This window comes from Neorhizobium sp. T7_12, from assembly GCF_002968535.1.
In the GTDB taxonomy this organism is placed as follows: domain Bacteria; phylum Pseudomonadota; class Alphaproteobacteria; order Rhizobiales; family Rhizobiaceae; genus Neorhizobium; species Neorhizobium tomejilense.
In genome coordinates, this window is sequence record NZ_PVBK01000006.1 from 229,245 (window position 1) to 251,998 (window position 22,754).

23 protein-coding genes are annotated in these 22,754 nt (G+C 61.0%); 13 read left to right on the top strand and 10 right to left on the bottom strand.

Annotated features, from left to right (window positions below):
- Positions 1-13: 13 nt before the first annotated feature.
- The 8 genes from C5J26_RS16255 (at position 14) to C5J26_RS16290 (ending at position 7,495) form a co-directional block, all read left to right on the top strand.
- Entirely contained in the window at positions 14-1,711 is a 1,698-nt protein-coding gene (locus tag C5J26_RS16255) for a S8 family serine peptidase (protein WP_245441185.1), read from the top strand.
- Between the two features lie 270 nt (positions 1,712-1,981).
- Positions 1,982-3,430, top strand: a complete 1,449-nt coding sequence (locus C5J26_RS16260) for an HEXXH motif-containing putative peptide modification protein (RefSeq protein WP_105402696.1) — start codon at positions 1,982-1,984, stop codon at positions 3,428-3,430.
- 64 nt (positions 3,431-3,494) lie between these two features.
- The gene (locus C5J26_RS16265) at positions 3,495-4,211 is read left to right on the top strand and encodes a ThiF family adenylyltransferase (protein WP_105402697.1); all 717 of its coding nucleotides are present in this window, start codon (positions 3,495-3,497) and stop codon (positions 4,209-4,211) included.
- Entirely contained in the window at positions 4,208-5,119 is a 912-nt protein-coding gene (locus C5J26_RS16270; RefSeq protein ID WP_105402698.1) for a bifunctional 2-polyprenyl-6-hydroxyphenol methylase/3-demethylubiquinol 3-O-methyltransferase UbiG, read from the top strand. The genes C5J26_RS16265 and C5J26_RS16270 overlap by 4 nt, the downstream gene beginning before the upstream one ends.
- A gap of 872 nt (positions 5,120-5,991) precedes the next feature.
- Positions 5,992-6,228, top strand: coding sequence for a hypothetical protein (locus C5J26_RS16275; RefSeq protein ID WP_105402699.1), 237 nt, complete (start codon positions 5,992-5,994; stop codon positions 6,226-6,228).
- Positions 6,229-6,321: 93 nt separating this feature from the next.
- Positions 6,322-6,588, top strand: coding sequence for a hypothetical protein (locus C5J26_RS16280; protein ID WP_105402700.1), 267 nt, complete (start codon positions 6,322-6,324; stop codon positions 6,586-6,588).
- A gap of 272 nt (positions 6,589-6,860) precedes the next feature.
- Positions 6,861-7,094 (top strand): AbrB/MazE/SpoVT family DNA-binding domain-containing protein, encoded by a 234-nt coding sequence (locus C5J26_RS16285; protein ID WP_105402798.1) that lies wholly within the window; start codon positions 6,861-6,863, stop codon positions 7,092-7,094.
- A complete protein-coding gene (locus C5J26_RS16290; RefSeq protein ID WP_105402701.1) occupies positions 7,091-7,495 on the top strand; it encodes a type II toxin-antitoxin system VapC family toxin in 405 nt (134 codons plus the stop codon). The genes C5J26_RS16285 and C5J26_RS16290 overlap by 4 nt, the downstream gene beginning before the upstream one ends.
- 138 nt (positions 7,496-7,633) lie before the next feature.
- Here the strand turns inward: C5J26_RS16290 and C5J26_RS16295 are convergent, their stop codons facing one another.
- From C5J26_RS16295 to C5J26_RS16315, 5 genes are read right to left on the bottom strand one after another with little or no spacing between them, the layout of a single operon-like run.
- Positions 7,634-8,371 carry an ABC transporter ATP-binding protein gene (locus C5J26_RS16295; RefSeq protein WP_105402702.1) on the bottom strand — a complete coding sequence of 246 codons (738 nt, stop codon included), beginning with the start codon at positions 8,369-8,371 and terminating at the stop codon, positions 7,634-7,636.
- Positions 8,368-9,213: an ABC transporter ATP-binding protein gene (locus C5J26_RS16300; protein ID WP_105402703.1), complete on the bottom strand. Its 846-nt coding sequence runs from the start codon at positions 9,211-9,213 to the stop codon at positions 8,368-8,370. Before C5J26_RS16300 ends, C5J26_RS16295 begins: the two co-directional genes overlap by 4 nt.
- Positions 9,200-10,102, bottom strand: a complete 903-nt coding sequence (locus tag C5J26_RS16305) for an ABC transporter permease (RefSeq protein WP_105402704.1) — start codon at positions 10,100-10,102, stop codon at positions 9,200-9,202. Before C5J26_RS16305 ends, C5J26_RS16300 begins: the two co-directional genes overlap by 14 nt.
- Positions 10,099-11,127: an ABC transporter permease gene (locus C5J26_RS16310; RefSeq protein WP_105402705.1), complete on the bottom strand. Its 1,029-nt coding sequence runs from the start codon at positions 11,125-11,127 to the stop codon at positions 10,099-10,101. Before C5J26_RS16310 ends, C5J26_RS16305 begins: the two co-directional genes overlap by 4 nt.
- 26 nt (positions 11,128-11,153) lie before the next feature.
- Complete coding sequence (locus tag C5J26_RS16315) at positions 11,154-12,698, bottom strand: ABC transporter substrate-binding protein (protein ID WP_371674241.1); 1,545 nt, start codon at positions 12,696-12,698, stop codon at positions 11,154-11,156.
- Between the two features lie 385 nt (positions 12,699-13,083).
- Here C5J26_RS16315 and C5J26_RS16320 point away from each other — a divergent pair, with 385 nt between their 5' ends.
- Complete coding sequence (locus tag C5J26_RS16320; protein ID WP_105402707.1) at positions 13,084-14,052, top strand: mannonate dehydratase; 969 nt, start codon at positions 13,084-13,086, stop codon at positions 14,050-14,052.
- A 110-nt stretch (positions 14,053-14,162) separates the two neighbouring features.
- On the opposite strand, the gene C5J26_RS16325 is transcribed toward C5J26_RS16320, so the two are convergent.
- A complete protein-coding gene (locus tag C5J26_RS16325; protein ID WP_105402708.1) occupies positions 14,163-15,734 on the bottom strand; it encodes a sorbosone dehydrogenase family protein in 1,572 nt (523 codons plus the stop codon).
- Positions 15,734-16,171, bottom strand: coding sequence for a DUF2231 domain-containing protein (locus C5J26_RS16330; RefSeq protein WP_105402709.1), 438 nt, complete (start codon positions 16,169-16,171; stop codon positions 15,734-15,736). Before C5J26_RS16330 ends, C5J26_RS16325 begins: the two co-directional genes overlap by 1 nt.
- 258 nt (positions 16,172-16,429) lie before the next feature.
- On the opposite strand from C5J26_RS16330, the gene C5J26_RS16335 reads away from it, so the two are divergent.
- The 4 genes from C5J26_RS16335 (at position 16,430) to C5J26_RS16350 (ending at position 19,436) form a co-directional block, all read left to right on the top strand.
- A complete protein-coding gene (locus tag C5J26_RS16335) occupies positions 16,430-16,681 on the top strand; it encodes a glycine zipper family protein (RefSeq protein ID WP_080955010.1) in 252 nt (83 codons plus the stop codon).
- Positions 16,682-16,960: 279 nt separating this feature from the next.
- Entirely contained in the window at positions 16,961-17,146 is a 186-nt protein-coding gene (locus tag C5J26_RS16340; protein WP_205836934.1) for a hypothetical protein, read from the top strand.
- Between the two features lie 37 nt (positions 17,147-17,183).
- Complete coding sequence (locus tag C5J26_RS16345) at positions 17,184-17,381, top strand: hypothetical protein (protein WP_105402711.1); 198 nt, start codon at positions 17,184-17,186, stop codon at positions 17,379-17,381.
- Between the two features lie 60 nt (positions 17,382-17,441).
- On the top strand, positions 17,442-19,436 hold the full coding sequence (locus C5J26_RS16350; RefSeq protein WP_105402712.1) for a protein-L-isoaspartate(D-aspartate) O-methyltransferase: 1,995 nt from the start codon (positions 17,442-17,444) through the stop codon (positions 19,434-19,436).
- Positions 19,437-19,449: 13 nt separating this feature from the next.
- Here the strand turns inward: C5J26_RS16350 and C5J26_RS16355 are convergent, their stop codons facing one another.
- The 3 genes from C5J26_RS16355 to C5J26_RS16365 are packed head-to-tail and all read right to left on the bottom strand — an operon-like array spanning position 19,450 to position 22,712.
- Entirely contained in the window at positions 19,450-19,809 is a 360-nt protein-coding gene (locus C5J26_RS16355) for a hypothetical protein (RefSeq protein WP_105402713.1), read from the bottom strand.
- Positions 19,810-19,843: 34 nt separating this feature from the next.
- On the bottom strand, positions 19,844-21,844 hold the full coding sequence (gene fhuB, locus C5J26_RS16360) for a Fe(3+)-hydroxamate ABC transporter permease FhuB (protein WP_105402714.1): 2,001 nt from the start codon (positions 21,842-21,844) through the stop codon (positions 19,844-19,846).
- Entirely contained in the window at positions 21,828-22,712 is an 885-nt protein-coding gene (locus C5J26_RS16365) for an ABC transporter substrate-binding protein (RefSeq protein ID WP_105402715.1), read from the bottom strand. Before C5J26_RS16365 ends, fhuB begins: the two co-directional genes overlap by 17 nt.
- Positions 22,713-22,754 lie beyond the last annotated feature (42 nt).

The window sequence follows — 22,754 nt, forward strand, 5'->3', positions numbered from 1 at the left end:
GAGAACGAAGATCATGACGTCCGCCGACATGGAAGCGCCGCAGGCCGCGCCGATGAATTACTACTATCTCTGGCATCTGACGGCGTTGGGCGTCATCGATGCCGACTACGGTTCGCCGCCGATCGTACCGCCGTCCGAGAACGAGACTGCGGCGCGTCCCGTCCCCGACCCGGAGATCGGGGGAAGTGTCTGGGATACGATTGCGGCTGCCGGTCTTGTCCATCCCGCCCGCGTGGCGCTGATCGATGTCGGGATAGCGCCCGATCATCCGAATTTGGCGACCCGGCTTGACCGTGAAGCCTCGATCGACCTTACGAGCCATCGCTACGGTTCGCGCGTCGCCGAAATCCTCGATGCGACCACATCCTTCGACCGTGAGGAAAAGCAGGCCTTCTTCGCCGGGCTTGATATCGCGCCGTTGGGAAATCTCGGTCTATCCGACGATGATCGCGAATATCTCGACGACATTGTCGCGGAATATGCAGCCTCTCAGGGCGTCGTGCGACGGCTGTTCCACCCGGAGTCGCTTTTTGCTTCCCACGGCACCTGCTGTGCCGGCCTGATCGCCGGCGAACCGGCCGTGGCGACGCAGGACGGAGGTCCCTCGGCTCTCCCGGAGGACGTATTCTCCGGTGCTGGCGGCACGCCATGCCCGAGCGCCAATCGCAACGTTCTTCCCTATTTCGGCGTCGATCCCTTCTCCCGGGTGATCTCGATCAGGACGTCTTTCGAGGACGATGTCCTGCAGTTCATCGCCGCATTTCTCTACGCCTATCATCAGCGCGTCGATGTCATCGTCCTGCCACGCGGCCTGCCGGACCCGAAGCGCAGTCGGGTTATTCCGAAGAACGAACTGAAGGCCGATCTCGAACGCTGGAAAAATCAAATTGCTGCCGATCTGTTCGCCCGTATTTCGCTGGCCGAGCAGGGGGGCGCCGAGCTGGAGCCCAAAGCCCCGCAAAAGGGATCGAACCCTGATAGAGCGTGGCATATCCTCAAGCAGCTCATCGTCGCCATCAGCCATCACATTCCAATCGTTTGCGCTGCGGGAAACAGCGGCGAAAGTCAGTTGATCTATCCGGCCAACCTGGCTGCCGATGACAACGGGATAATCGCCGTCGGCGCGGTCACGGTCGAGGGTTACCGCTCGGGATACAGCAATTACGGAGAGGGACTTACGGTCGTCTCGCCATCCGATGACGGCGAAGTCTTCAATCGTCATCAGTTGCGCGTCGACCGCCTGTCCCCTTTCGCCGCCCAACATGACCATGAGGCATTCGGGCTGCGGGAATACAGGTATTCTCACTTCTCGCTGCTGACGACCGACCTTCCCGGCGCATTCGGTTACGACCGGGGCGCGGATCCATGGTCGTCCATGGTGCCGTCCGCAGCCAATCCCGGCATTGGTGGAGGCTACTACACCACGTTCGGGGGCACGTCGGGAGCCTCCGCACAGGTGGGGGGCATATGCGCCTTGATCCAGCGGGCCCATAAGACCAAGAACGGTGGCGATGCACGGCTCTCCGGCCCTTTGGTCAAGTCAATCCTCCAGTCCACGGCCCGGCTGGATGCGATGGTCGCGCCGGGAATACGCGCATTGACCGCCGACTGCATGAATGCGGATGGCGAAGATGCTCTCGATATGAGCTATTTCTTCGGGTTCGGCCTGCCCGATGTCCCGGCAGCCATCGCTGCCGTATTGTCTCCGTAAGGCCGATTCTCGGCAAAGGTCACCAGGATCGAAGCCCCCTAAAAAAGGGGGCTTTTTTGTCGGTTTAGCTTCCTTTTCACGGAAGTTTAACGCGGTGCTGGCGTGCCGATGACGGGTCCACAAGAAGCTCCTCTCAACGGAAGACTAGACGAGATCGTGGTTTCAAGCCGGAGGGCCGTCGGTACGGCCGGTTCTGGCGGCAACTAATCTTCCCTGAAGTGGCGCGCCTCATGATGAGGTTCGAAGCGTCCGGGGCGAGGAGAGCTTAAGATGTCTGCTTATCAGATCGAGCCGTTGGCGGATCAGGCCAGAGCCTTGCTCCAGCGCAATCCGCTCTTTTCAAAGCCCGGTTTCGTCAATGCGGCTGCAACGGGCAACATGCTGAAACAGCGACCCCGTTATGCCCGAATTCTTGCCGCCGCTTCCGAACTGCCGGGTTGCGGAGAAAGGGTCGAGGCATTGGCCCGTTATTTCCCAGGTCTTGCCGATGGCGGATATCATGATGCCGACGCGTTCCTGCCCACCACAGCCTTCCTGCCCGTGCGAAGCGACCCTTACCGGTCTCCCGCATTGGCGGCTTGGATGGACGAGCTTCAGCGCGGGCTGGAAAGCTACGTCGACGGCGCCAGTTCTGAGGTTGTGGACCACAGCCTGCAGCCTGATCTCGTGGCTGAAGACCTTGCTCTCGAGCGCCGTCCAGCCCGCCGGCTTGCCTGTGGTATCGGTCTCGTCCCGATCGACAGTCTGGACGCGAGCCGCACCATGCGCAAGCGCATCGCTCATTGCCGGCCGGCCGATCCCGGCTTCGAGCAGGCCCAGATGAGCGACCATGACCTGGACAGGATCGACGATCATCTCACCAAGGCAATCGAATTGATTTCGAGCGTCGATCCCGGTGGCTATCAACGGCTGACTGCGGGGCTTCACACACTTTATATCGGCATCCGGCGCGGTGCGATAAGCTCGTTCTCCAGCTCCGGCGACCTGCCGGGGAGTGCCGTCGTAGTCCTGTCGCAGGAAAAGTTGGACGCTGAAGACTATCCGGCGACTGCCGCCGAGCTTCTGCGCGAAGCGGGGCATGTCCTGCTGCGGCTGTATATGGCGGCCGCGCCGTTATCGCTGCCCGCTGAGCTCCGATACGTATCGCCATACACACACAGTTTACAGACGCTCGAAAGCATCCTGCATACGGCCTACGCCATTCCCTGGGAGTGCGCCGTCCGCATCGCATGCTTGCCTTTCAGAGCACCGCCTGAGCACCGAGCGCGGGAAGCAGCTTTTGTCATTGCGTATGCTGCCCGCCTGATACCGCTCATCGATATCGCCCGCGAGGGGGTCGAGCGTCTGGGCGGCGATGTTCTTCTCGACCTCCGGGACATCGCCGTCATTCCATCCTGGGGCGCCGCAATCCTGGCGCTCATCGACCGGCTTCTGGAGTGCGAGCCGCCGGCTCGGCGCAAGGCCTATTATGCCCAGCGCCTGTGTGTCGTGGATCGTCAGGCCTGGGATCTCGGGCAGGTGCTTTTGCGGGGGGAGCAGCCCATCGACCCGCGAATGGGCCGCCCGATGCTGCAGAGCAGCGGCGATGGTCTGAGCCTCTGGTACGATGGCCGGCTCCATGTGATCCGCAAAGCCGCCAGGCAGCCTCCCGACGAGTTGTCCATCCAAGATGTCGCGCTGGCGGGAACGTCAGTTTCGACGGTGATGGAGCATGCGTGATGGGTGGGCGCGGTTCCTGTGAATTCTCAGCAGTTCCCGACCGGTTCAAGCAAGGTAAACGATCATGAGAGCCTTCGAATATCATGCCGATCTCTTCGATGTCATTCACGACACGGATTTCATAATTGTCGGATGCGGAGGCCTCGGCTCCCAGATCGCCTCCCAGCTTGCAGCGCTCGGGGCTCGCAAATTCTTCCTGGTGGACGGCGACCGCATCGAAGAGAGCAGCCAAAGACAGATGAGCGGGGCGGCGGCGGAGGATACCGGTCGATCAAAGAGCGACCGGTTGGCAACCTATCTCGCCTCCCGCTTTTCCGCCGCGGTCGCAATCATGACCCAGTTCGCCGATGGGGCGGAAGCTGCCCGGCTCACTCTGGCCCGGACACGTAAACCTTTCCTGCTACTTGCAGAGGACGACGTTTGCCTGGCCGGCCAATTCCTGGCGGAATATCACGCGACGGCGCCGGAGCCTCCGCCTTACCTGCATGTCGGCCAGGTCGGACCGTTTTGTGTCGCCGGGCCACTGGTGGCGCAGCCGGGTGATGCCTGCCCTTTCTGCTGCTCGACATCGCCGGCATCGGTCGACACGGGGGTTGCAGCGCCGCCGTCGCCGGCCGATAACGCCCTGATCGCTTGTTTTGCGGTTTCGCAGATCACCATCGAACGCCTGACCCACCGCAGTTCATTGCGCGGCCATCGCTGGCTCTTCAATCCGGCCACGGGCCACGCCTCGCTCCATCCTGTTTCCAAGAACCTCGATTGCAAGGTGTGTCATCCATGAAGCCCCTCTCTTCCCAGGACTACTATTTCTCGATCGTCGCAGCTTTGAAACAGAAGAACGTACCGCCTGGCGGGGAAGCAATGATGGAGGCGATCCTTGCCGCCTTTCCCAGCGGCTCGCGGAAAATCGTCGACTTCGGCTGCAACACCGGCTGGATCAGCCGCAGGGTTGCACGGGCTTTTCCGCAAGCCGAAGTAATCGGTGTGGACGAAAATCCGGCGATAATCGAGGTCGCGCGAGAGGTCGCACGGCGGGAGGAGTCGGCGGCGATATTTTCCTGCGTCGACATTGCCGCGCTCCCGGACATCATATCGGAGGCAGATGTCATCATCTGCGGAGGAAGTGCTGCCTTTTTCGAGCGGCCGCTGGATCTCTACCGGATGGTGGCGAGATGTCTGAGGCCCGGCGGTCTCCTGATGGATTGCCACTATGTCTACGACGCCGATGCGCCTCCTTCTCTTCGCCAGGAGGAGAAAGAAACGTTCGGCCTGGGGTGGATTCCTGACGGACTGGACGACATCGTGTCCGTTCACGAAGACGCGGGATTGAGCGTCGGGAAAATCAAGCGGCTGCCTCGGTTCCATTTTGAAGACAGCGCTGCAGCCCGGCTGGCGCGCGATATCCTGCACACCGTTCCAAAGATGCAGGAACTGGCGGAGGCAATGGCGAAACGCCGCCGGCTGATCAGCAAGCTGGCGCATCACCGACACCCTTATCTGCTGGTCGCGCGCGCCGGCGAACAGATCGTCGCCGAAGGCGTGACGCACCGCAAACGCGCAGAAGTCCCGATGGCGTTCGAAGCGATCACGTCCAATCGCCATGCTTCCGTTCGTCGCCAGACCGTGGTCGGATGCAGCTTTTGGAGGGAGGCCGCAAGAGCGGTTGGCCTGCGAAGCGCATATTCATAAAACCGGGATCGACATAACCCAAATTGTCTCCCACGTTTTCCTGAAAACAGCAGGCGCCCTCAGACAACCTCCGTCGTGAAAGCCAAGCTTTTACGACGGCAATACTGCGATAAAATTTTCGGTTTTGGCCACGGTTGCGCCGTTAGTCACGTCGGGAGAGCCTCCGATCGAAGGTCCGGCGCACATTCCATTTCAGTCGTAGCGGCTCATTTCCCATGACATCCGGCTCTCCGGCGCCGCCTGACGCAATCACACTATCAAACCCCCTCACATTTTGCACGAGATGGTATCGGGAGGCCTTTAGGCATCACGAGAGATCATGATGTTGTCTTCGCGTATAATTGAAAAAGGTCCTGAGTTTATGTCATGTATGCGCCAAGCATGGTGTCATACAATGACAAAAGCTGTTTCGTAATGTTCGATATTGTTGCGATATTCTATCAGAATATCTTGCTTGGTTACGTGTTGTGCGGAATTATAGTTGACGATCCCTCTCCATTGTTTTCTCACCATGGTAATTTTTTACGGAAGTTTAACGCCGCGCTGGCGGGGCGATGACGGGTTCGAGAGAAAGTCTCATTACGAAAGACGGTGGAGAACACGGTCCGGCTGGCTGGCATTGGCCGTCCCCGGCAGCACTCAACCGATCGGCAGGGGAACGTTCACAAACGCTTCAAGCCGGTGGGCAGATCCTCATGCCTGCTTTCGTCTCCGAAGGATGAGCTCACGGGAGCTTCGGCAACACCGTTCAACGGGCCGAGAGGAGATCCTCCAGTCATTCGGAAATCGATGACAGCGACGGCTGTCTCGCCAGACTTAAAATCAAACACGACGTCCGCAAAAGCGGGTTTCGCCAAACAATGGAGTGAAAAATGACTGTGCCTATAGAGAAGATTGCCTTCCTCGTCGCCGCGGCGTGCATGGCTTCGTTTGCCGGACACGTCCTGGCCTATGACGGCCACCGGTTGACTTCGGGAAACGAGGCTTCGTTCGCCGCCCCGGCGGATGCCGCCAAAACCGAGGCAAAGGCCGATGCCACGCGTGACGTGGCGCAGGTCCGGACCCCGACCCGTCGCGACAACCGGCTTACCGGCGACGAACGGCAGTAGATCCCGGAAGCAAAGCGTCCAAACAGTTCATTCAAGACATCGATCGGCTGGGTCGCACCAGAAGCCGATCAGGCTAAACAAGGAACAACGACTATGAAAAACTCTGTCATCTCCACCATCCTCGCCACCCTGATGGTATCGACCTTTGCAGGCGGCAGTGCCTTTGCCCAGGACGGCGAATATTATGAGGGCGCCTCTCGCGACCGCGACCATCTGGGGGTCACGGCGGATTCACTGGGCATCCCCTCGGTCACCCGTTATGGCTATCCGCCGCTGAAGCGCGATCGGCGTCTCGATATTCCTTCGTCTCCGGTGATCGACAGCGGTGACTATTACGACGGCCAAATGCGCGCCCGGTAATACCGAAGGTTCGAGTATAGAGCGCCGGGATTTCCCGGCGCTTTTTCTGTCGCTGGTGGCTCGCATGGTTTTCCCGCACCGCTTCGCCACCCGATACGGCCGCAGAACTGTTCACTTCGAAGCCTTCGTCTATCTCTTTGCCCCGGTGATCTGGTTCGATGAAGTCCATCCGTCGCAGGCTCCAGCTCCAGTCGCCGAAAAGCCAGATGATGTTGATTTTCGTGCACGATGGTAATACCTTTGAGGCGTGCGGTATTACTAGGTCACGGAAAATGACGACAACAGTCACGGCAAAAGGGCAAGTCACGATTCCGAAGGCGGTTCGGGACCTGCTCGGAATCGTTCCCGGCAGCAAGGTCGATTTCCATCGAGCTGCCGATGGGAGCGTTGTGCTGACAAGGGCTGACAAGACGCAGCCGGCGAGCCGTTTTCAAAGACTTCGTGGTCATGCCGGAAAAGGGCTTGATACCGACGCCATCATGGCGATGACACGTGGCGAAGCGTGACGCTCGTTGACACAAATGTGCTGCTCGATCTTGTAACCAATGATCCGATCTGGGCGGACTGGTCGGTAGCGCAGCTGGAAGCTGCCAGCCTCGCGGGGCCGTTGTTGATCAACGAGGTAATCTACGCGGAACTCGCCGTTCGTTATAAACGCATCGAAGAACTTGATGCCTTCATCGAAGAAGCCGGCTTAGAGCTTACTTCGTTGCCGCGCGCGGCCTTGTTTCTCGCCGGAAAGGTATTCAGGCAATACCGCGGGGCCGGCGGTTCGCGCACTGGCGTGTTACCGGACTTTTTCATCGGTTCGCAGGCAGCTGTGTGGAAACTGCCCTTGCTGACCCGGGACATCGGCCGTTATCGGACCTACTTCCCGACAATTGAGCTGATCACGCCGGATTCCTGATGTCATATGAGGTAGGGAAAGATTTCCCCACTTTGGTCGTAGGATCGCAGGTCTGGCACCCTGAACTTGTCGCGCCGGTGCCAGTCGCGAAGCGAGCGACCTTCCTGTCCGAGAGGTCGCCGGTTGGGAGTGGATGGGCTACAAAAAGCTTGCGTCAAAAAGTTCGCGGGAATAGCTCGCGTGGGTCACGCCTGCCTGCAGATCCTGCCTAGTGAGTTCGTCGACAAATACGCCATTTTGCATGACGAGGACCCGATCACACATGTGGGAGATGACGGACAGATCGTGACTGACGAGGATGAACGTCAGATTGCGCTCCTCCCGCTGGTCTGCCAGCAGATTGAGTACCTCCGCCTGGATCGAGACATCGAGCGCCGAAGTCGGCTCGTCGAGAAGCAGGATCGGCGGCGACAGGATCAGCGCGCGTGCAATCGCCACGCGCTGACGCTGGCCGCCCGAAAGTTCATGCGGGAAACGGCTGGCGAAATGCGCCGGCAGGCCGACCTGTTGCAGCGCCTCGGCGACCCTTGTCCAACCGTCGCCAGCGCCCATCGACCTGATCGGCTCGGCGAGTGCGGTGCCGATGCGGTGGCGCGGATGCAGCGAGCCGTAGGGGTCCTGAAACACCATCTGGGCAAGCTTCAACTCGTCGCGTGTCCGCACCTTGCCGACCGGCTTGCCGTTAAACGATATCGATCCTGTCCATGCGCCCTCGAGGCCGGCAAGCGAGCGCAGCACCGTCGACTTGCCGCAACCGGATTCACCGACGATGCCGAGCGTTTCGCCGCGGCTTACGGCGAAGCTGACACCGCGTACGACGTGATTGCTTTTATCCTTGGAGCCATAGACGACATCGAGGTTTTCGACCTTGATCATGGGCTGGTCTCCACTTCGATGGACTTGCGATCGAGGACTTTCAGACGCCTGACGGGATGTTTGGGATCCGGCATCGCGGCTATCAGACCTCGGGTATAGGGATGCGCCGCATCTTCGAGCCTGCTCAGCGTTTCGACGACGCGGCCGGAATACATGACCAGAATGCGTTCGCAAAAAGCGGCGACCATGCGAATGTCGTGGCTGATGAGGATCAGGCCGGAGTTGTTCTCCCGCACCAGCTCATCAAGCAGCATCAGAACGTCCTTGCGTACGCTGACGTCGAGCGCAGACGTCGGTTCATCGGCGATCACGAGCTTGGGACGCGCCAGAAGCATCATCGCAATCATCACGCGCTGGCCCATGCCGCCGGATATCTGGTGCGGGTAAAGAGACAGGACGCGATCGGGATCGTTGATGCGCACTTTCGCCAGCATGTCGCGGGCGCGCGCAACGGCATCCTTGCCCCTGACGCCAAGATGCAGCTTTGCAGCCTCGGCAACCTGCTTTCCGATGGTCAGAACAGGGTTCAGCGAATAACGTGGATCCTGCATGATCAAGGCGATGTCTTTGCCGCGCAGGCCTCCCATCTGCCGTTCGGTCTTTTCCAGCAACGGGCTGCCGAGGAAATCCATCCGCTCGGCGGTCACGCCGGCGCGTTGCGGCAGGAGCCGCATGATGGCGCGGCCGGTGGTCGACTTGCCCGAACCGGATTCGCCGACGATGCCGATGCGCTCCCGTCCCACGTCAAAGCTGACATTGGAGACCGCCGGAATGGAGTTTCGGCCGAAACGGACGTTCAGGTCGCGAACGGACAGGACAGGCGTTTCATCAAGATCTGGCATGGCGCGGGTCCAATAGATCGCGAAGCGTGTCTCCGGCGATGTTGAAGGCAAGGCTGGTCAACAGAATGGCGAGGCCGGGCATCACCGCGACCCACCAATAATCGAGCATGAATTTTCGTCCGCTGGAAATCATCGCGCCCCATTCCGGCAGCGGCGGCTGCGCACCGAGGCCGAGGAAGCCGAGGGAAGCCGCCGTCAGGATGATGCCTGCCATGTTGAGCGTCAGCCGCACGATTACGGAGGGAATGCACATCGGAGCGATATAGAGAAACAGGATGCGCAAGGGTGAGGCGCCATAGAGCCGGGCGGCCGCCACGTAATCCGCATTGCGCACGACGAGCGCTTCCGCGCGTGCGAGCCGGGCGATCGGTGGCCAGGCCGTCAGCGAAATGGCGACGATCGCGGTTCCCAAACCCGCCCCGAGAGCAGCGGCGAAGGCGAGCGCCAGGATCAAGGACGGAAACGACAGGACTATATCGGTGGCACGCATCAGGATGGCATCGGTGCGTCCGCCGAAAAAGCCTGCGACGACCCCGATCACCAGGCCGATCGGCCCGACGATCACCGAGACCGACAGGACGGTCTGGATCGTGATGCGCGTGCCGTGAACGAGACGGCTGAAGATATCGCGCCCGAATTCGTCCGTGCCGGCGAGATGCGCGAGGCTCGGAGCCTGAAGCGCGTCGCTCAAAGTCTGGGCCGCGGGATCGTAAGGCGCGATCAGCGGCGCAAAGATCGCGACCACAACCAGGATGGCGAGAATGATGAAACCCATCATGCCAAGCGGTTCGTCGGCGAGCTTGTGCAGAATGCGGGAGGTCGAGTTCCATATCCTGGTACCGATTGCCGGCGGTCGGATGATGGCGTCGTCCTGGGCGATATTGCTCATCGTGCGGCCTCCCGGGTACGCGGATCAAGAAGCGCGTAGGCAATGTCTGCAACGAAATTCAGGAACATGAAGATGAAACCAACAATGATGGTCGCCGCGAGGATTGCGTTCATGTCACCGATCATGAGGGCATTGGTCATGTACTGACCGATGCCCGGCCATGAAAACACGATCTCCGTCACCACGGCGCCTTCCAGCAGGTTGCCGTAGGAGATCGCAAGCACCGTGATCAGCTGAACGGCGATATTGGGCAGGACATGGCTGATGACGGTGCGGACCGGACCGACGCCCTTGGCGCGCGCGGCGATGACATAGTCCTGATTGAGCTGTTCCAGCGTGAACGCGCGGGTCATGCGCGTGATATAGGCCATGGCCATATAGGCCAGGATGCACGCCGGCAGGATGATGTGCGACAGGGCGTTCCAGAATATATCGGTCTCGCCTTCGAGCAGACTGTCGACGAGCATCAGCCCGGTGGTCGGCTCGATCAGGCCTTCGTAGAAGACATCGACGCGGCCCGGCCCGCCGACCAGATTGAGGCCGGCATAGAAGATGACCAACCCGACGATACCGAACCAGAAGACCGGGATCGAATGTCCGACCAGCGCGAAGACGCGGGCGAACTTGTCGATCGCGCTATCCCTGAAAAGACCGGCCGCCAGGCCGAGAGGAACGCCGATTAGGGTGGAAATCAACACCGCGAGCGTTGCAAGTTCCAGCGTTGCCGGGAAAGCCTGGGACAGGTCCTTGGTGACTGCGTTGCCGGTCAGGATGGCCGTGCCCATATCGCCGTGCAGCAGTCCCCAGACATAGACGAAGAATTGCTGGTAGAGCGGCAAGTCGAGCCCAAGCCTGACGCGCATGGCCTCGTAGGCTTTCGGATCGGCGAGTTCGCCGACAATGGCCCCGACCGGATCGGTCGGCATGACGCGGCCGATCACGAAGGTGACGCACAACAGGATGAACAGGCTGACGATCAGATGGAGAAGTCGTCGTCCCAGCTCGCCTAACGAAAGTTCCTTCATGATCGGCTGCCTGACCTGACGTTAAGTTACTTATCGGCCTTCGTGACGCCTTCCAGACGTGTCGTCTGGCTCGGATGCCCGACATAGCCCTGCACACGGCTGGTCAGGACGATCGGTTCATAGCGTTCGAAGAGCGGCAGAACGGCAGGTTTCTGGGCAACGAACATTTCCTGCATCTGAACGTAAAGCGCTCCGCGCTTCTTCGCGTCCGGCTCCAGCGCAGCCTTGGCGGTGATGGCCGTCAGCTCAGGGATATCCCAGCCGGACCGCCATACGAAGTTGCCGGCATTGTTGGCCTTCAGCGAATTGTCCGGATTGCTCGAGAATTGCTCCATCGCGCCCAGGACATTCGGCATATAGGCCCCTGTCTGCGGGATCAGGAGATCGAAATCTCGGGCTCGGTGCGCGGCGATGATATCTGCACCATTGCCCTGCATGATATTGATCTTCACGCCGATCTGGCCGAGCGACGCCTGGATCGCGGTTGCAAGATCGATGCGCGGCGTCTGGGCAATGGTCTTGAGGTTCAGCGTGAAGCCGTCCTTGTAGCCGGCTTCCGCCAGCAAGGCCTTTGCCTTTGCCACGTCCAGCTTCCAGTCCGGGCTCGGAATGGCATATTCGAAGTTTTCCGGAACGGGAACGGTGCGCGCCCGGCCGTATGGCCCCATGATCGCCTTTTCCATGCCCTTGTAGTCAATGCCATAGGCAATCGCTTCGCGGACCTTCGGATTGGAAAGCGGTTCCTTGCCGGCGTTCATCGACAGGACATAGAACCCCCCTGTCGGGACGCGCTGGATTTGATAACCCTGCTTGCCGTTGAATGTCGCAAGGTCGGTCGCGGTCAGTGCGCTGGCGATGTCGATATCGCCACGCTCAAGCATCAGCCGCTCGACCTGGCTTTCCGGCACATGGCGAACGACGACGCGGCGCATCTTCGGCTGACCGGCGACGTAATTCTTGTTCGCGTCGAGGATGACGATCTCGTTCGGCGTCCACTTGTTCAGCGTGAAAGGACCCGAGCCTGCCGAATTGGTGCGCAACCACGCATTGCCCCAGTCGTCGTTGACGACATGGCTCTTCAGTTCCTTGCTGTCGACAACGCTCGCGATGACCATCGCCAGGCGATAGAGCAGGAGCTCCGACGTGACCTCGCCGGAAAGGTCTACACGCACAGTCTTCTCGTCCGGCGCCGTCACCAGCTTTTCAACGTTGCCGCCATTGTAGCCGACACGCTTGAGATTGGCGGCCGCGGCCTGGTCGAGCTTCAGGAGGCGGGTGATCGAGTATACCACGTCCGCGGAGGTGACCGGGTTGCCCGATGCGAATTCCGCCTTGCGCAGATGGAACGTGATCCCCTTGTCATCGATCTCCCATTTTTCGGCAAGTTGCGGGGAAATCTTTCCGGAACCGTCGGTCGAAACCAGGCGATCGTAGAGGTTCGCCATGATCTCATTGGCCTTGGCTTCCGTCGCCTGATGCGGATCCAGCGAGAGAACCTGGGCAAGCGAAGTCGCAATGACGAGCTGATTGGCCGGCGTCTCGGCAAAAGCCGCTGGCGTGCCGAAAGACATGACGGCAAAAGCCGCGCCAACAAGCAATCGGGTGCAAAGGTATTTCATTGTAACTCCTCCCAGAGTGAACCAAAGACATAGCCGGTTGTTCAAATGTTGTATGATGACTTAGCCAACTTTTCTGGGGATGGCAAGCTTGCCGCACGAGCTTTCCGCAAGCCTACATTTTACAGAGCGTGGTGAGTTAACGATAAACCTTTCTGATAATGCGTATTATCAACCGATTTTCTGCGGGAATCTCAAGAAAAATCGGGCGATCGCAGCTAGCTGTTTAGGTATAGTTCCGCCAGCCGATCTCCACGCTTGCCGCACGAAGATTCTCGACAGCCGGTAAAAAATCATATTAGGTCGTATGATATATGATACGCTTAGGGAGGATGTGAAAATGTATGTTGGCACACAAGTTGGCGCGAGAGATGATGACGACTACCGCGTTTTCGCCCAATTGGGATTGAAACACATCTGCGCAGATCCGCCCGGCGCGCCGTCGAGCTGGAAACTGGAAGATCTCGAACGTCATCGCGACAAGATTGAAAGCTTCGGGCTCATCCTCGACATGATCCAGCTTCCGCTTCCGTCGCAGCCCATCGAGAAGGCATCCTATCCGGACATCCTCCTCAAGGGTCCGGATCGCGACCGGCAGATCGATGCGGTATGCAGGCTGATCGAGGAAACCGCCAAGGCCGGAATCCCGTCGGTGAAATACAATCTCAACCTGATCGGCATCCCACGTACGGAGATGGAACTTGGGCGGGGCGGGTCACTGAACGAAGCCTTTCGATGGGACAAGGCCGACCAGCAGGCCGAGCCAGGCCTGGCGGGCGTGCTGTCCGAGGACGAAAACTGGGAGCGGATCGACTATTTTCTGGAACGTGTAGTGCCCATCGCAGAGAGCAACAAGGTGCGGCTTGCCTGCCATCCGCATGACCCTTACACCCCGCCCGGCTACAAGGGCGTTACCCGCGTGCTCGGCACCGTCGAGGGTCTGAAGAAGTTCGTGCTCATGCGCGAGAGCCCCTACCACGGCCTCAATTTTTGCCAGGGCTCGATCGGCGAGATGCTGGAGAACCCCGGGCAAGAGATCGACGATATCATCCGCTGGTTCGGGACACGCGGCAAGATTTTCAACGTCCATTTCCGCAATATCGCGGGCGGAAAACTCTCCTTCATGGAAACTTTTCCGGACGAGGGCGACATGGACATGGTGCGCTCTCTCAAAGTCTATAAAGAGGTCGACTATCGTTACATGATCATGCCCGATCACGTTCCCCGGATAAGCGGCCGCGATCCCACAGGCGTAGCCTTTGCGTTTTGCTACGGCTATATAGCAGCCTTGCTCGAAGCCATGAAATAGTGGCTTTGGCGATCACTCATACGCCACGTGGTTGATCGAAGCCGCCAGGCCGGCGGCTTCGATCCGAAGCGTTGCAGCAGGTTCCGTCCTTCATCTCGCCGCCTAGTTCGTCAAGGGCCCGTCGCGGGAGCGATCTGCATCTGGGCGGGCACGAGCTTATCCGGTTGGCCGGAAAGCGGCTTCTGACCGGTCAGTCGCTCGTCGGCAGACGTGGGAGGCCGCGCCGATTGCGTGGTCGACGCGGTGATTTCCGTTCCGATACCGGATACTCCGTCAGGAAGTCTGTCGGTCTTCGCCGGCGATGACAGTTGCTGATTGACAGATACCTGGTCCGTGCCAATCGGTTGCGGCGTGACCCGACCGTCGGATGACGCAACGCGCCAGACGGTATTGCCGGCGTCATCGGCGACGAGCAGCGCTCCGGTCCCATCGATCCCGACGCCGACCGGCCGTCCTTTCGCCTGATCACCCTGGATAAAGCCTGTGACGACATCCTGCGCCTTGCCAGATGGCTTGCCATTCTGGAACGGTACGAAGATGACTTTGTAGCCATTGAAGCTGTCCCGGTTCCAGCTGCCGTGCTCGCCGATGAAGGCGCCGTTGGCGTATGCAGTTGGCAGCGCGGAATTCATCGAGAACGTCAGTCCGAGCGCAGCGACATGACTGGACAGGGCGTAATCCGGCTGGACTGCTTTTTCGACCATGTCGGGACGTGGCGGATGAACGCGAGCGTCGACGTGGTTGCCGTAGTAGCTCCACGGCCAGCCGTAGAAGGCGCCGTCCTCCACCGAGGTCATGTAGTCGGGAACGAGGTTCGGGCCGAGCTCGTCGCGCTCGTTGACGACGGTCCAGAGCGCACCGGTTTCGGGATTGAAGGCGAGGCCGTTCGGGTTGCGCAAACCCGAGGCGAAAACGCGCGCGGCGCCGGTCCGCCGGTCGACCTGCCAGATCGCCGCACGGCCCTTTTCTGCTTCGAGCCCGTTCTCCACGATGTTGGAATTCGATCCGACGGAGACGTAAAGCGTCCGGCCGTCCGGGCTGAGGGCCAGATCTTTTGTCCAATGGTGATTGATCGGGCCGCCGGGCAGCGGCGTCAGCGTTTTCGGTTGCGCGGTGATCCCGTTCTGGCCGAGTTCGTAGGGGTAGGCAAGGATGGCGCTCGTCGTGGCGACATAAAGCGTGTTGTCTATCCAGGCGAGGCCGAAGGGAGAATCGAGCTTCTTCAGGAGGTCATGGCGTTCATCGACCGTGCCGTCGCGATTGGTGTCACGCAGCAGGGTGATGATATTGCTTTCTTTCTGTTCACCGCCGCCGCCGTGGGCGATCGACATGATCCAGTCGCGGATGAAATCCTTCGGCCGCGAGGTCGGCTCGCCGGCGGGGCCGCGGGACTGGACGACGAGCACGTCGCCATTTGGCAGGGTATGGACGGTGCGGGGATTGGCAAGGTCCTGGGCATAGGCCGTGACCTTCAGGCCATCGGGAATGGCAGGCGTCTCGCCGTCCTTCCAGCCGACCACTTCCGCGACCTTCAGATCAGGTATCAGGGAAGGAGAGGGGTCAGGCAGAACCGGGTTCGGGCCGATCTGCTGGGACAGATCGAATGTGGCTTCCTGCGCCGACGCGGCGAGCCCTAGGGAAAGCGACAGAACCGAAGTGCCGAGAATGAGGGATCTCATCATCATATCCTCCAGGCCAATCTGGCATATTTGCGGGCGGAAACGGCGGCAGCCACAAGGCAAAGCGCGAATGTAACGGCAGAGAGCGCCAGGCCATAAGGGACCACGGCGGTCCATCCGTCGCCGGCATGGACGAGGCTGTTGAGGACGGCAAGGGCGAGGATGATCAGGTAGAGAAGCGCCGACGGGAAAGCCGGCCGCAGTGGACGGGTGCGGGGCCGCGCGAGGTCGATGAGCCCAGCCAGGATTGCAATTACGCCGAACACCAGGCCGGCGCACAACAGCCATGCGGAGAAGTTCTGCCACATCAGGTTGTTGCTCTGCCAGAAGGCGATATCGGTTGCGAGCGCAAGTATGAAGCAGACGAAGGGGAATGGGACGAAAAGCGACTGGATCGGATAGGCGGCCGCGTCTCGATCATTGGAGGAAAGTACAGCCATGGCATGCTCCCAGAGGTAAGAGCGCAAAATATGCCATTTAACCCGCGGAGGCAGGGGATGGTTCCGTTCCGGTGTCGCAAAGCCTTGAAGCCAGCGGCATTCTTCGCCGGCAGAGCTGTCCCTCAATTGCCTTGGAACTTTCGGCATCAGACTTGGTTCGGAGACCTTAGCGCGACGTTCCAGCCAAAGCCGACACTCGTCGCGTCGCCATGCCCAACAAGCCAATCTATCAGTGAGAAAACTTGAACGGAGGTTCAAATGAAAAAGTTTTTCGTCATCGGATGTGTAGGGTTGTGCCTCACAGCTTGCACGTCGACTGAACGTGGGGCGGGAATCGGCGCTGCCACGGGTGCCGTCGTCGGCGGCGTAGCAACGGGTAACGTTCGCGGTGCCGCGGTTGGTGCGGCCGTGGGTGGCGTGTCCGGCGCCTTGATCGGGAATGTCGCGGGACAGCCCGGCCGCTGCTATTACCGCGACCGCGATGGGAACCGTTACGTCGATCGATGCTGAGTTCTTTCCGGCCTTCGTCGGCAGGGCTTGATGCCTCGACGATGCTCGCGAATAATACAACTCGCGCGGATTCGGGTTCACGTCCATGACCAACGGACGCGGCCTCAGTCGTTACTGAGACCGCCAACACTTTCAACGATTCCACATCCTAGCCATGCCGGCGATAGCCATTCGCTTTAGCCGTTGACGGCGGACTTGCAGACTATGGGGTAAGCCATGGCCTCCATTGAGAATATTGAAAACGAGCCGATCGGAGATCTGGTAGCCAGGATGGAGACCATGACCGATGAGGAGGTTTTCATCGCCATGCGTCAGCTGGAGCTGGCGAGCGAGGCAGCGCGGGACGAGGGCCGCGACGACATCCTTGCCGGAATTGCCTTGGTCGAGAGCGAGATCGAGCGGCGCTATCCGGGACAGGTTCTGGCACCGTATCGTGAATGGAAGCGGCGCGGGATTGTCCAGTAACCGAACCGCTCGGCAGTGCCGCCTGAGGAGATCAGCTATGGAAGAGAAGCAGGAGCGGCATGTGCCGCCTGAGCCGGGGACGGATGACGCAAGGTGCGCGGACACGGAGCGGAGCCGCAAGGAACGGGAGGCGGCAATGGAAAAGGCTGTCCGGGCGACGGAGAAGATTCTGCAGGACGAGAGACGATCTTCGAGCGACGCCCAGGGCGCGCCTCGATCGTCGCGCCCCTACTGAATGCGGCACCGTCGCCTGGCGGGAACGATCGAGAGGTGAGCAGAAGGGAAGGAGGCCTGGATGGTCGACTACCAGCGCATGCGCGATCACATGGCCGAGGTTCACATAAGGCGGCGTGGAATAAGGGATGAGCATGTCCTCAATGCGATGCGTGCCGTGCCGCGAGAGCGCTTCGTCGCCGAAGGTATGGCTGAATTCGCCTACGAGGATGCGCCTCTGCGCATAGAGGAGGGGCAGACTATTTCGCAGCCCTACATCGTCGCGGCGATGATCGAGGCGGCAGAGCTGCGGGCGGGCGATCGTGTGCTCGAGGTCGGAGCCGGTTCCGGCTACGCGGCCGCGGTGATGGGCCAGATCGCGGAGCACGTCTATGCGATCGAGCGCCACGAGGCCCTGGCCGCATCGGCAAAGCAGCGCCTGGCTGATCTCGACTATGACAATGTCGAGGTTCTTGCTGGCGACGGCACGCGAGGACTTCCCGAGCAAGCGCCGTTCGACGCAATTGTGGTGGCCGCGGGCGCTCCGGCGGTGCCGGAAGCGCTGAAGGATCAGCTCGCAATCGGCGGGCGGCTCGTGATCCCCGTGGGTGGGGAGTCTAGCCAGACGCTCTGCAAGGTTATCCGGCGCACGGCGACCAGCTATGAGCAATCGAATCTCGGGGCGGTGATGTTCGTGCCGCTGATCGGGGAGCAGGGCTGGGCCGAAGATGGCCGGCGCTCCGCGAGTAATCACAAGCCGGGCATTTCTCGCAAGCAGAGCCTGCCGGCAATGATTGCCGAGGCGGCCGAAGACCTCCCGGATTTCGACGATCCAGCATTCGGCCGCCTGTTCGACCGCTTTGGCGATCGACGCGTGGTTCTGCTGGGGGAAGCGAGCCACGGGACCGCCGAATTCTATCGAGCCCGTGCCGCGATCACGCGTCACCTGATCGTCCATCGGGGATACACGATTGTTGCGGTCGAGGCAGATTGGCCGGATGCGGCGAAAGTTGATCGATACGTCCGACACCGGTCCGCGTCCGAACGCGAAGAGCCTCCGTTCCAACGCTTCCCGACCTGGATGTGGCGCAACACGGACGTTCGGGCACTGACCGAATGGATGCGAAAGCACAATGCAGGTCTCGACGCCATGGAGGATCGGGCGGGCTTCTACGGGCTCGACATCTACAACATGTCCGCCTCGATCGGAGCCGTGCTTGACTATCTGGATCGGGTCGATCCGCAGGCGGCGGCTGTGGCGCGCGAGCGCTACGGCTGCCTGACGCCCTGGCAGCAGAACCCCGCGACCTATGGCCGGGCGGCGCTCAGCCGCGGTTATGCCGAATGCGAGCAGGCGGTGATCGAGCAATGCCAAGCGCTGCTGCGCAAGCGGCTCGACTATGCAAATAACGACGGCGACGCCTTCCTCGATGCCGCCCAGAACGCCCGGCTGATCGCGTCCGCCGAGCGCTACTACCGGATCATGTATTACGGCGGGGCGGAAAGCTGGAACCTGCGTGATACCCATATGTTTGAAACGCTGCGGCATCTTCTTGATGCCAAGGGGCCAGATGCCAAGGCGATCGTCTGGGCCCATAACAGTCACATCGGCGATGCCCGATCCACCGATATGGGCGCAATCCGTAACGAGCTCAATATCGGACAGCTCTGCCGGGAAGCTTTTGCAAGCGAGGCAGCACTTGTCGGTTTCGGCACCCATGCCGGCACGGTGGCCGCCGCGCACGACTGGGACGGAGACATGCAGGTCATGCGGGTCAATCCTTCCCGCCCGGACAGCTATGAGCGGCTGTGCCATGAGGCGGGTAAATCCCGGTTCCTGCTTGATCTTTCGCCTGCCAAGCACGAGCCGCTGAGACGCCGCCTCTCGGAGCCTCGGCTTGAGCGCTTCATCGGCGTTATCTACCGGCCCGACACGGAGCTGTGGAGCCACTACAGCCAGGCAATCCTTCCCGAGCAATTCGATGCCTATGTCTGGTTCAACGAGTCCCAGGCGGTGACGCCGCTCGGACCGGAGCACCATCGCGGCATGCCGGAAACCTATCCCTTTGGCGAATAGGCTACGGTGCTATTCAGTTGAAGGAACGAGACGTGGCAAGCAAGCCGGCCGCCTCGGCGAGTTTTTCAGGATCCTTGAGGCCGCGGCAGTAAAGGTCGTACACGATAGGTGCGACTGAATCGGCGCTGCGTTCTGATTTTTCGGCTGCAACAATGACAGCGTGCCGGAGGAGGGAAATGTCTCCCATCGTCATTGCACGCGCCGGAAAAGGATTGTGATATGTCATATCGGCCTCCTTGAAGCGGCGAATTCTAATCCCCGCGAAGCGCTTTTTCCACAGATAATGAACGCCGGCGGCCTTCTGTGCGGTGCCGTACAAACCTTCACCCAGTCGGGAATCAAAATAGCCGAGGGCACAGGGCTCGCCAAACATCGACGGCTGCCGGACGGCGTGGAGCGTTCGGCCATTACGGGGAGCGTTGCTTTAACCCAAGCAGCCAGAGAAGATAAGGTCCGCCGATCAGCGCCGCGAAGAGGCCGACCGGGACCTGATAGGGATAGATGACGACCCGCGACAGCCAGTCGGCCATCATCAGTACGCCTGCGCCGATGACGATTGCCGCTGCAAGCTGGCATCGCAGGTTCTGGAAGCCGATGAGCCGCGCGAGATGCGGGGCGATCAGTCCTGTCAGGCTCAAGGGCCCAACGAGGAAGGACGAGATCGCCGTCATCAATGCCGCAAGGATCGCGAGCACGAGGCGTGACGGCAGGACGCGAAGGCCGACGCTGCGGGAAAGGCTAGTCCCGAGCGGCAGGATGGCGAGCCAGCGGATCATGAAGAAGAGCGGCGCCGTCAACACCACGAGCGCGATCATCGCCGTCCAGGCTTCGAAGATACCGGCTCGATTGGTGGATCCGGCCATCCAGGAGAGCAGGGTATAGCTGCGCATGTCGCCCTGGGCGAGCACCATGCTGACGATCGCCATGCAGAAAGCGCTGATGGCGATGCCGGCGAGCAGCAGTCGTTCGGCCGAAAAACCGGAGCGGCCGGCGATCGCGATCATCACCAGGAAGACGGCGAGCGAGCCGAGCGCCATGCTGAGAAGCATGATGGCAGGCGATGGGATGCTGAACAGGAAGAGAGCAACCGTCAGCCCGGCACCGCCGCCGCTCGAAACACCGAGCACCTCGGGACTGGCGATCGGATTGCCGGTCACGCGCTGCATGATGAAGCCGGCCGCACCGAGCATGGCGCCGGCACCGCCGGCTGCCAGGATACGCGGCAGACGAAACGGCAGAAGCTCGGAAAAGAGCGGGCCGATTGCAACGCTCCAGCCGTGATCGGTCGGGCCTAGCGCAAGTACGAGGACGAAGATGATGGAAAGCGCCAAGGCAAGGAGCGACAGTGCGCCAGCAGGATTTCGAAGCTGTCGATAGGCAGCGTCGGCCGTTGCGGTCATGGCAGAAAATCCGTGGACGCGGGGCAGCAGCAGGAGAAGCAACGGCCCGCCGAGCAGTGCGGTTGCGGCACCCGCCGGTACCAGATCGGAAAAACCCGGTCCCAGCAATTGGGTCAGGCAATCGGACAGGAAAAGCACCGCGGCTCCCGTGAGAGGCGCGGCCATCATCACCTGTCCGGTGGTTCGCGCGCCGCAGAACCTGGCCATGGCGGGTGCTGCGAGCCCCAGGAAGCCGATGATGCCGACTGTTGCCGTGACGGAGGCGGACAGCCAGACGGCGAGAACGAGGATCGAAAACCGGACACCATGCAGCGCGACGCCGAGGCTTTTGGCACTGGAATCGTCGAGCGCTAGGACATTCAGCGGCCGCAGCAGCAGTGCTGCGGCGAGGATGCCCGCCGCCGACCGCGGCGCCAGCGAAGTGACACCACTCCAGTCCTGCTGGTTGAGCGCGCCCGCACCCCAGATATGGATCGACATGGCATATTCGCCGCGCGCCAGGATCAGCATCACGCTGAGCGAGGCCGCGATCAGGCTGACGATCATGCCGGAGAGCGCCACCGTGACCGGATCGAGCCTGCGCCGCCAGCTCAGCGCCAGCACGATCGCCACCGCGGTAAAGCCGCCGGCAAAGGCGAGCAGTTCGCGGGAAATGCCGGTCAGAAGCGGCAGAAAACTAAGGCCGAGCGTCAGCGCCAGTTGTGCCCCCGAGGCGATGCCGAGAGTTGAGGCATCGGCGATCGGGTTGCGCAATACCCGTTGCAGCAGCGCACCGGAAAGACCGAGCGCTGCCCCGGCGATCAGCGCAATCGCGGCACGAGGCAGAAGGCTGTTCCACAGCAGGATCGCATCGAGCGCAGCCGCGGTCGTCGTCGCCCCGGGAACGTGCGGGCGAAACGCCAGAAGCAGAGCGAAGGAGACAACGCAGGCGATGCCGAGCACGGCTGCAGGAAGAACGTGGGGAAGGCCTTCGCGCATGGGCATCGGGAGACTAGCCGTTGCGGGCATGGGAAAATCCTTCCGCCAGGAAATCGGCAAAACGACGTGCGGCCGGCAGTGCCCCATAGGGATTGATCGATCCGACCGTCAGCACGCGATTTTCCCGCACCGCAGGCAGGGCCTTCCAGAAAGCGCTTTCGGTCAGTGTCGCAAAGGCATCCTCCGGATGCGGAGGAATGAGGACGATCCATGCCTCGGGCATGGAGGCCAGCGTCTCGATGCCCATCGGCGCCATGGCCGAATAACTGGTGGCGCCCGTCCAGGCATTGGCCAGCCCGACGCGTTTCAAGACCTCGCCGAACATGCTGTCGGAACCGAAGACGCGGTAATGGCGCGCATCGCCGAGGTTGATCGGCAGGACAGGGCGGCCGTCACCTCCGGCAAGGAGGTTCTTGTAGCGATCGAGCCGGGCAGCGAGCTCCTCGACCATCCTATTGGCCGCGGGCAGCTGCAGCCGCTCGCCGATCGACAGCACGGCCTGTTCTGCAAGGAGGTACGGGCTTTCGCCGGGTTTGTAGATAGAATGGTTTTCGACCGGCGCGATACGGCGCATCAGCGGATCGGCCCAGGCATAGAAATTCGAGTTGAGGATAAGGTCCGGGCGGGCAAAGCGCAGCACCTCGAAATTCGGCGTGCCGCGCAGGCCGAGATCGGCAACGCTGTCCGGGACATCGGGCTTGATCGCAACCTGGCGGAACTGCCGAAGCTCGGTCGCCGCCACGACATTGGCGCCGATCGCAAGCAGCGTTTCGAGAAGCGCCCAGTCGAGCGTTGCAACCCGCGGCCCTGTTTCCTGCGCCCGCAGAGTGCGCGCCGCCGCCAAGGCGGCTGCGGCTGAAAGCATGGTTCTGCGGGTAAATTGCGGCACTCTCGGCATGTCTCCAAAGGCACAGGAAGGCCACAGCCGGGCCTTCCTGAA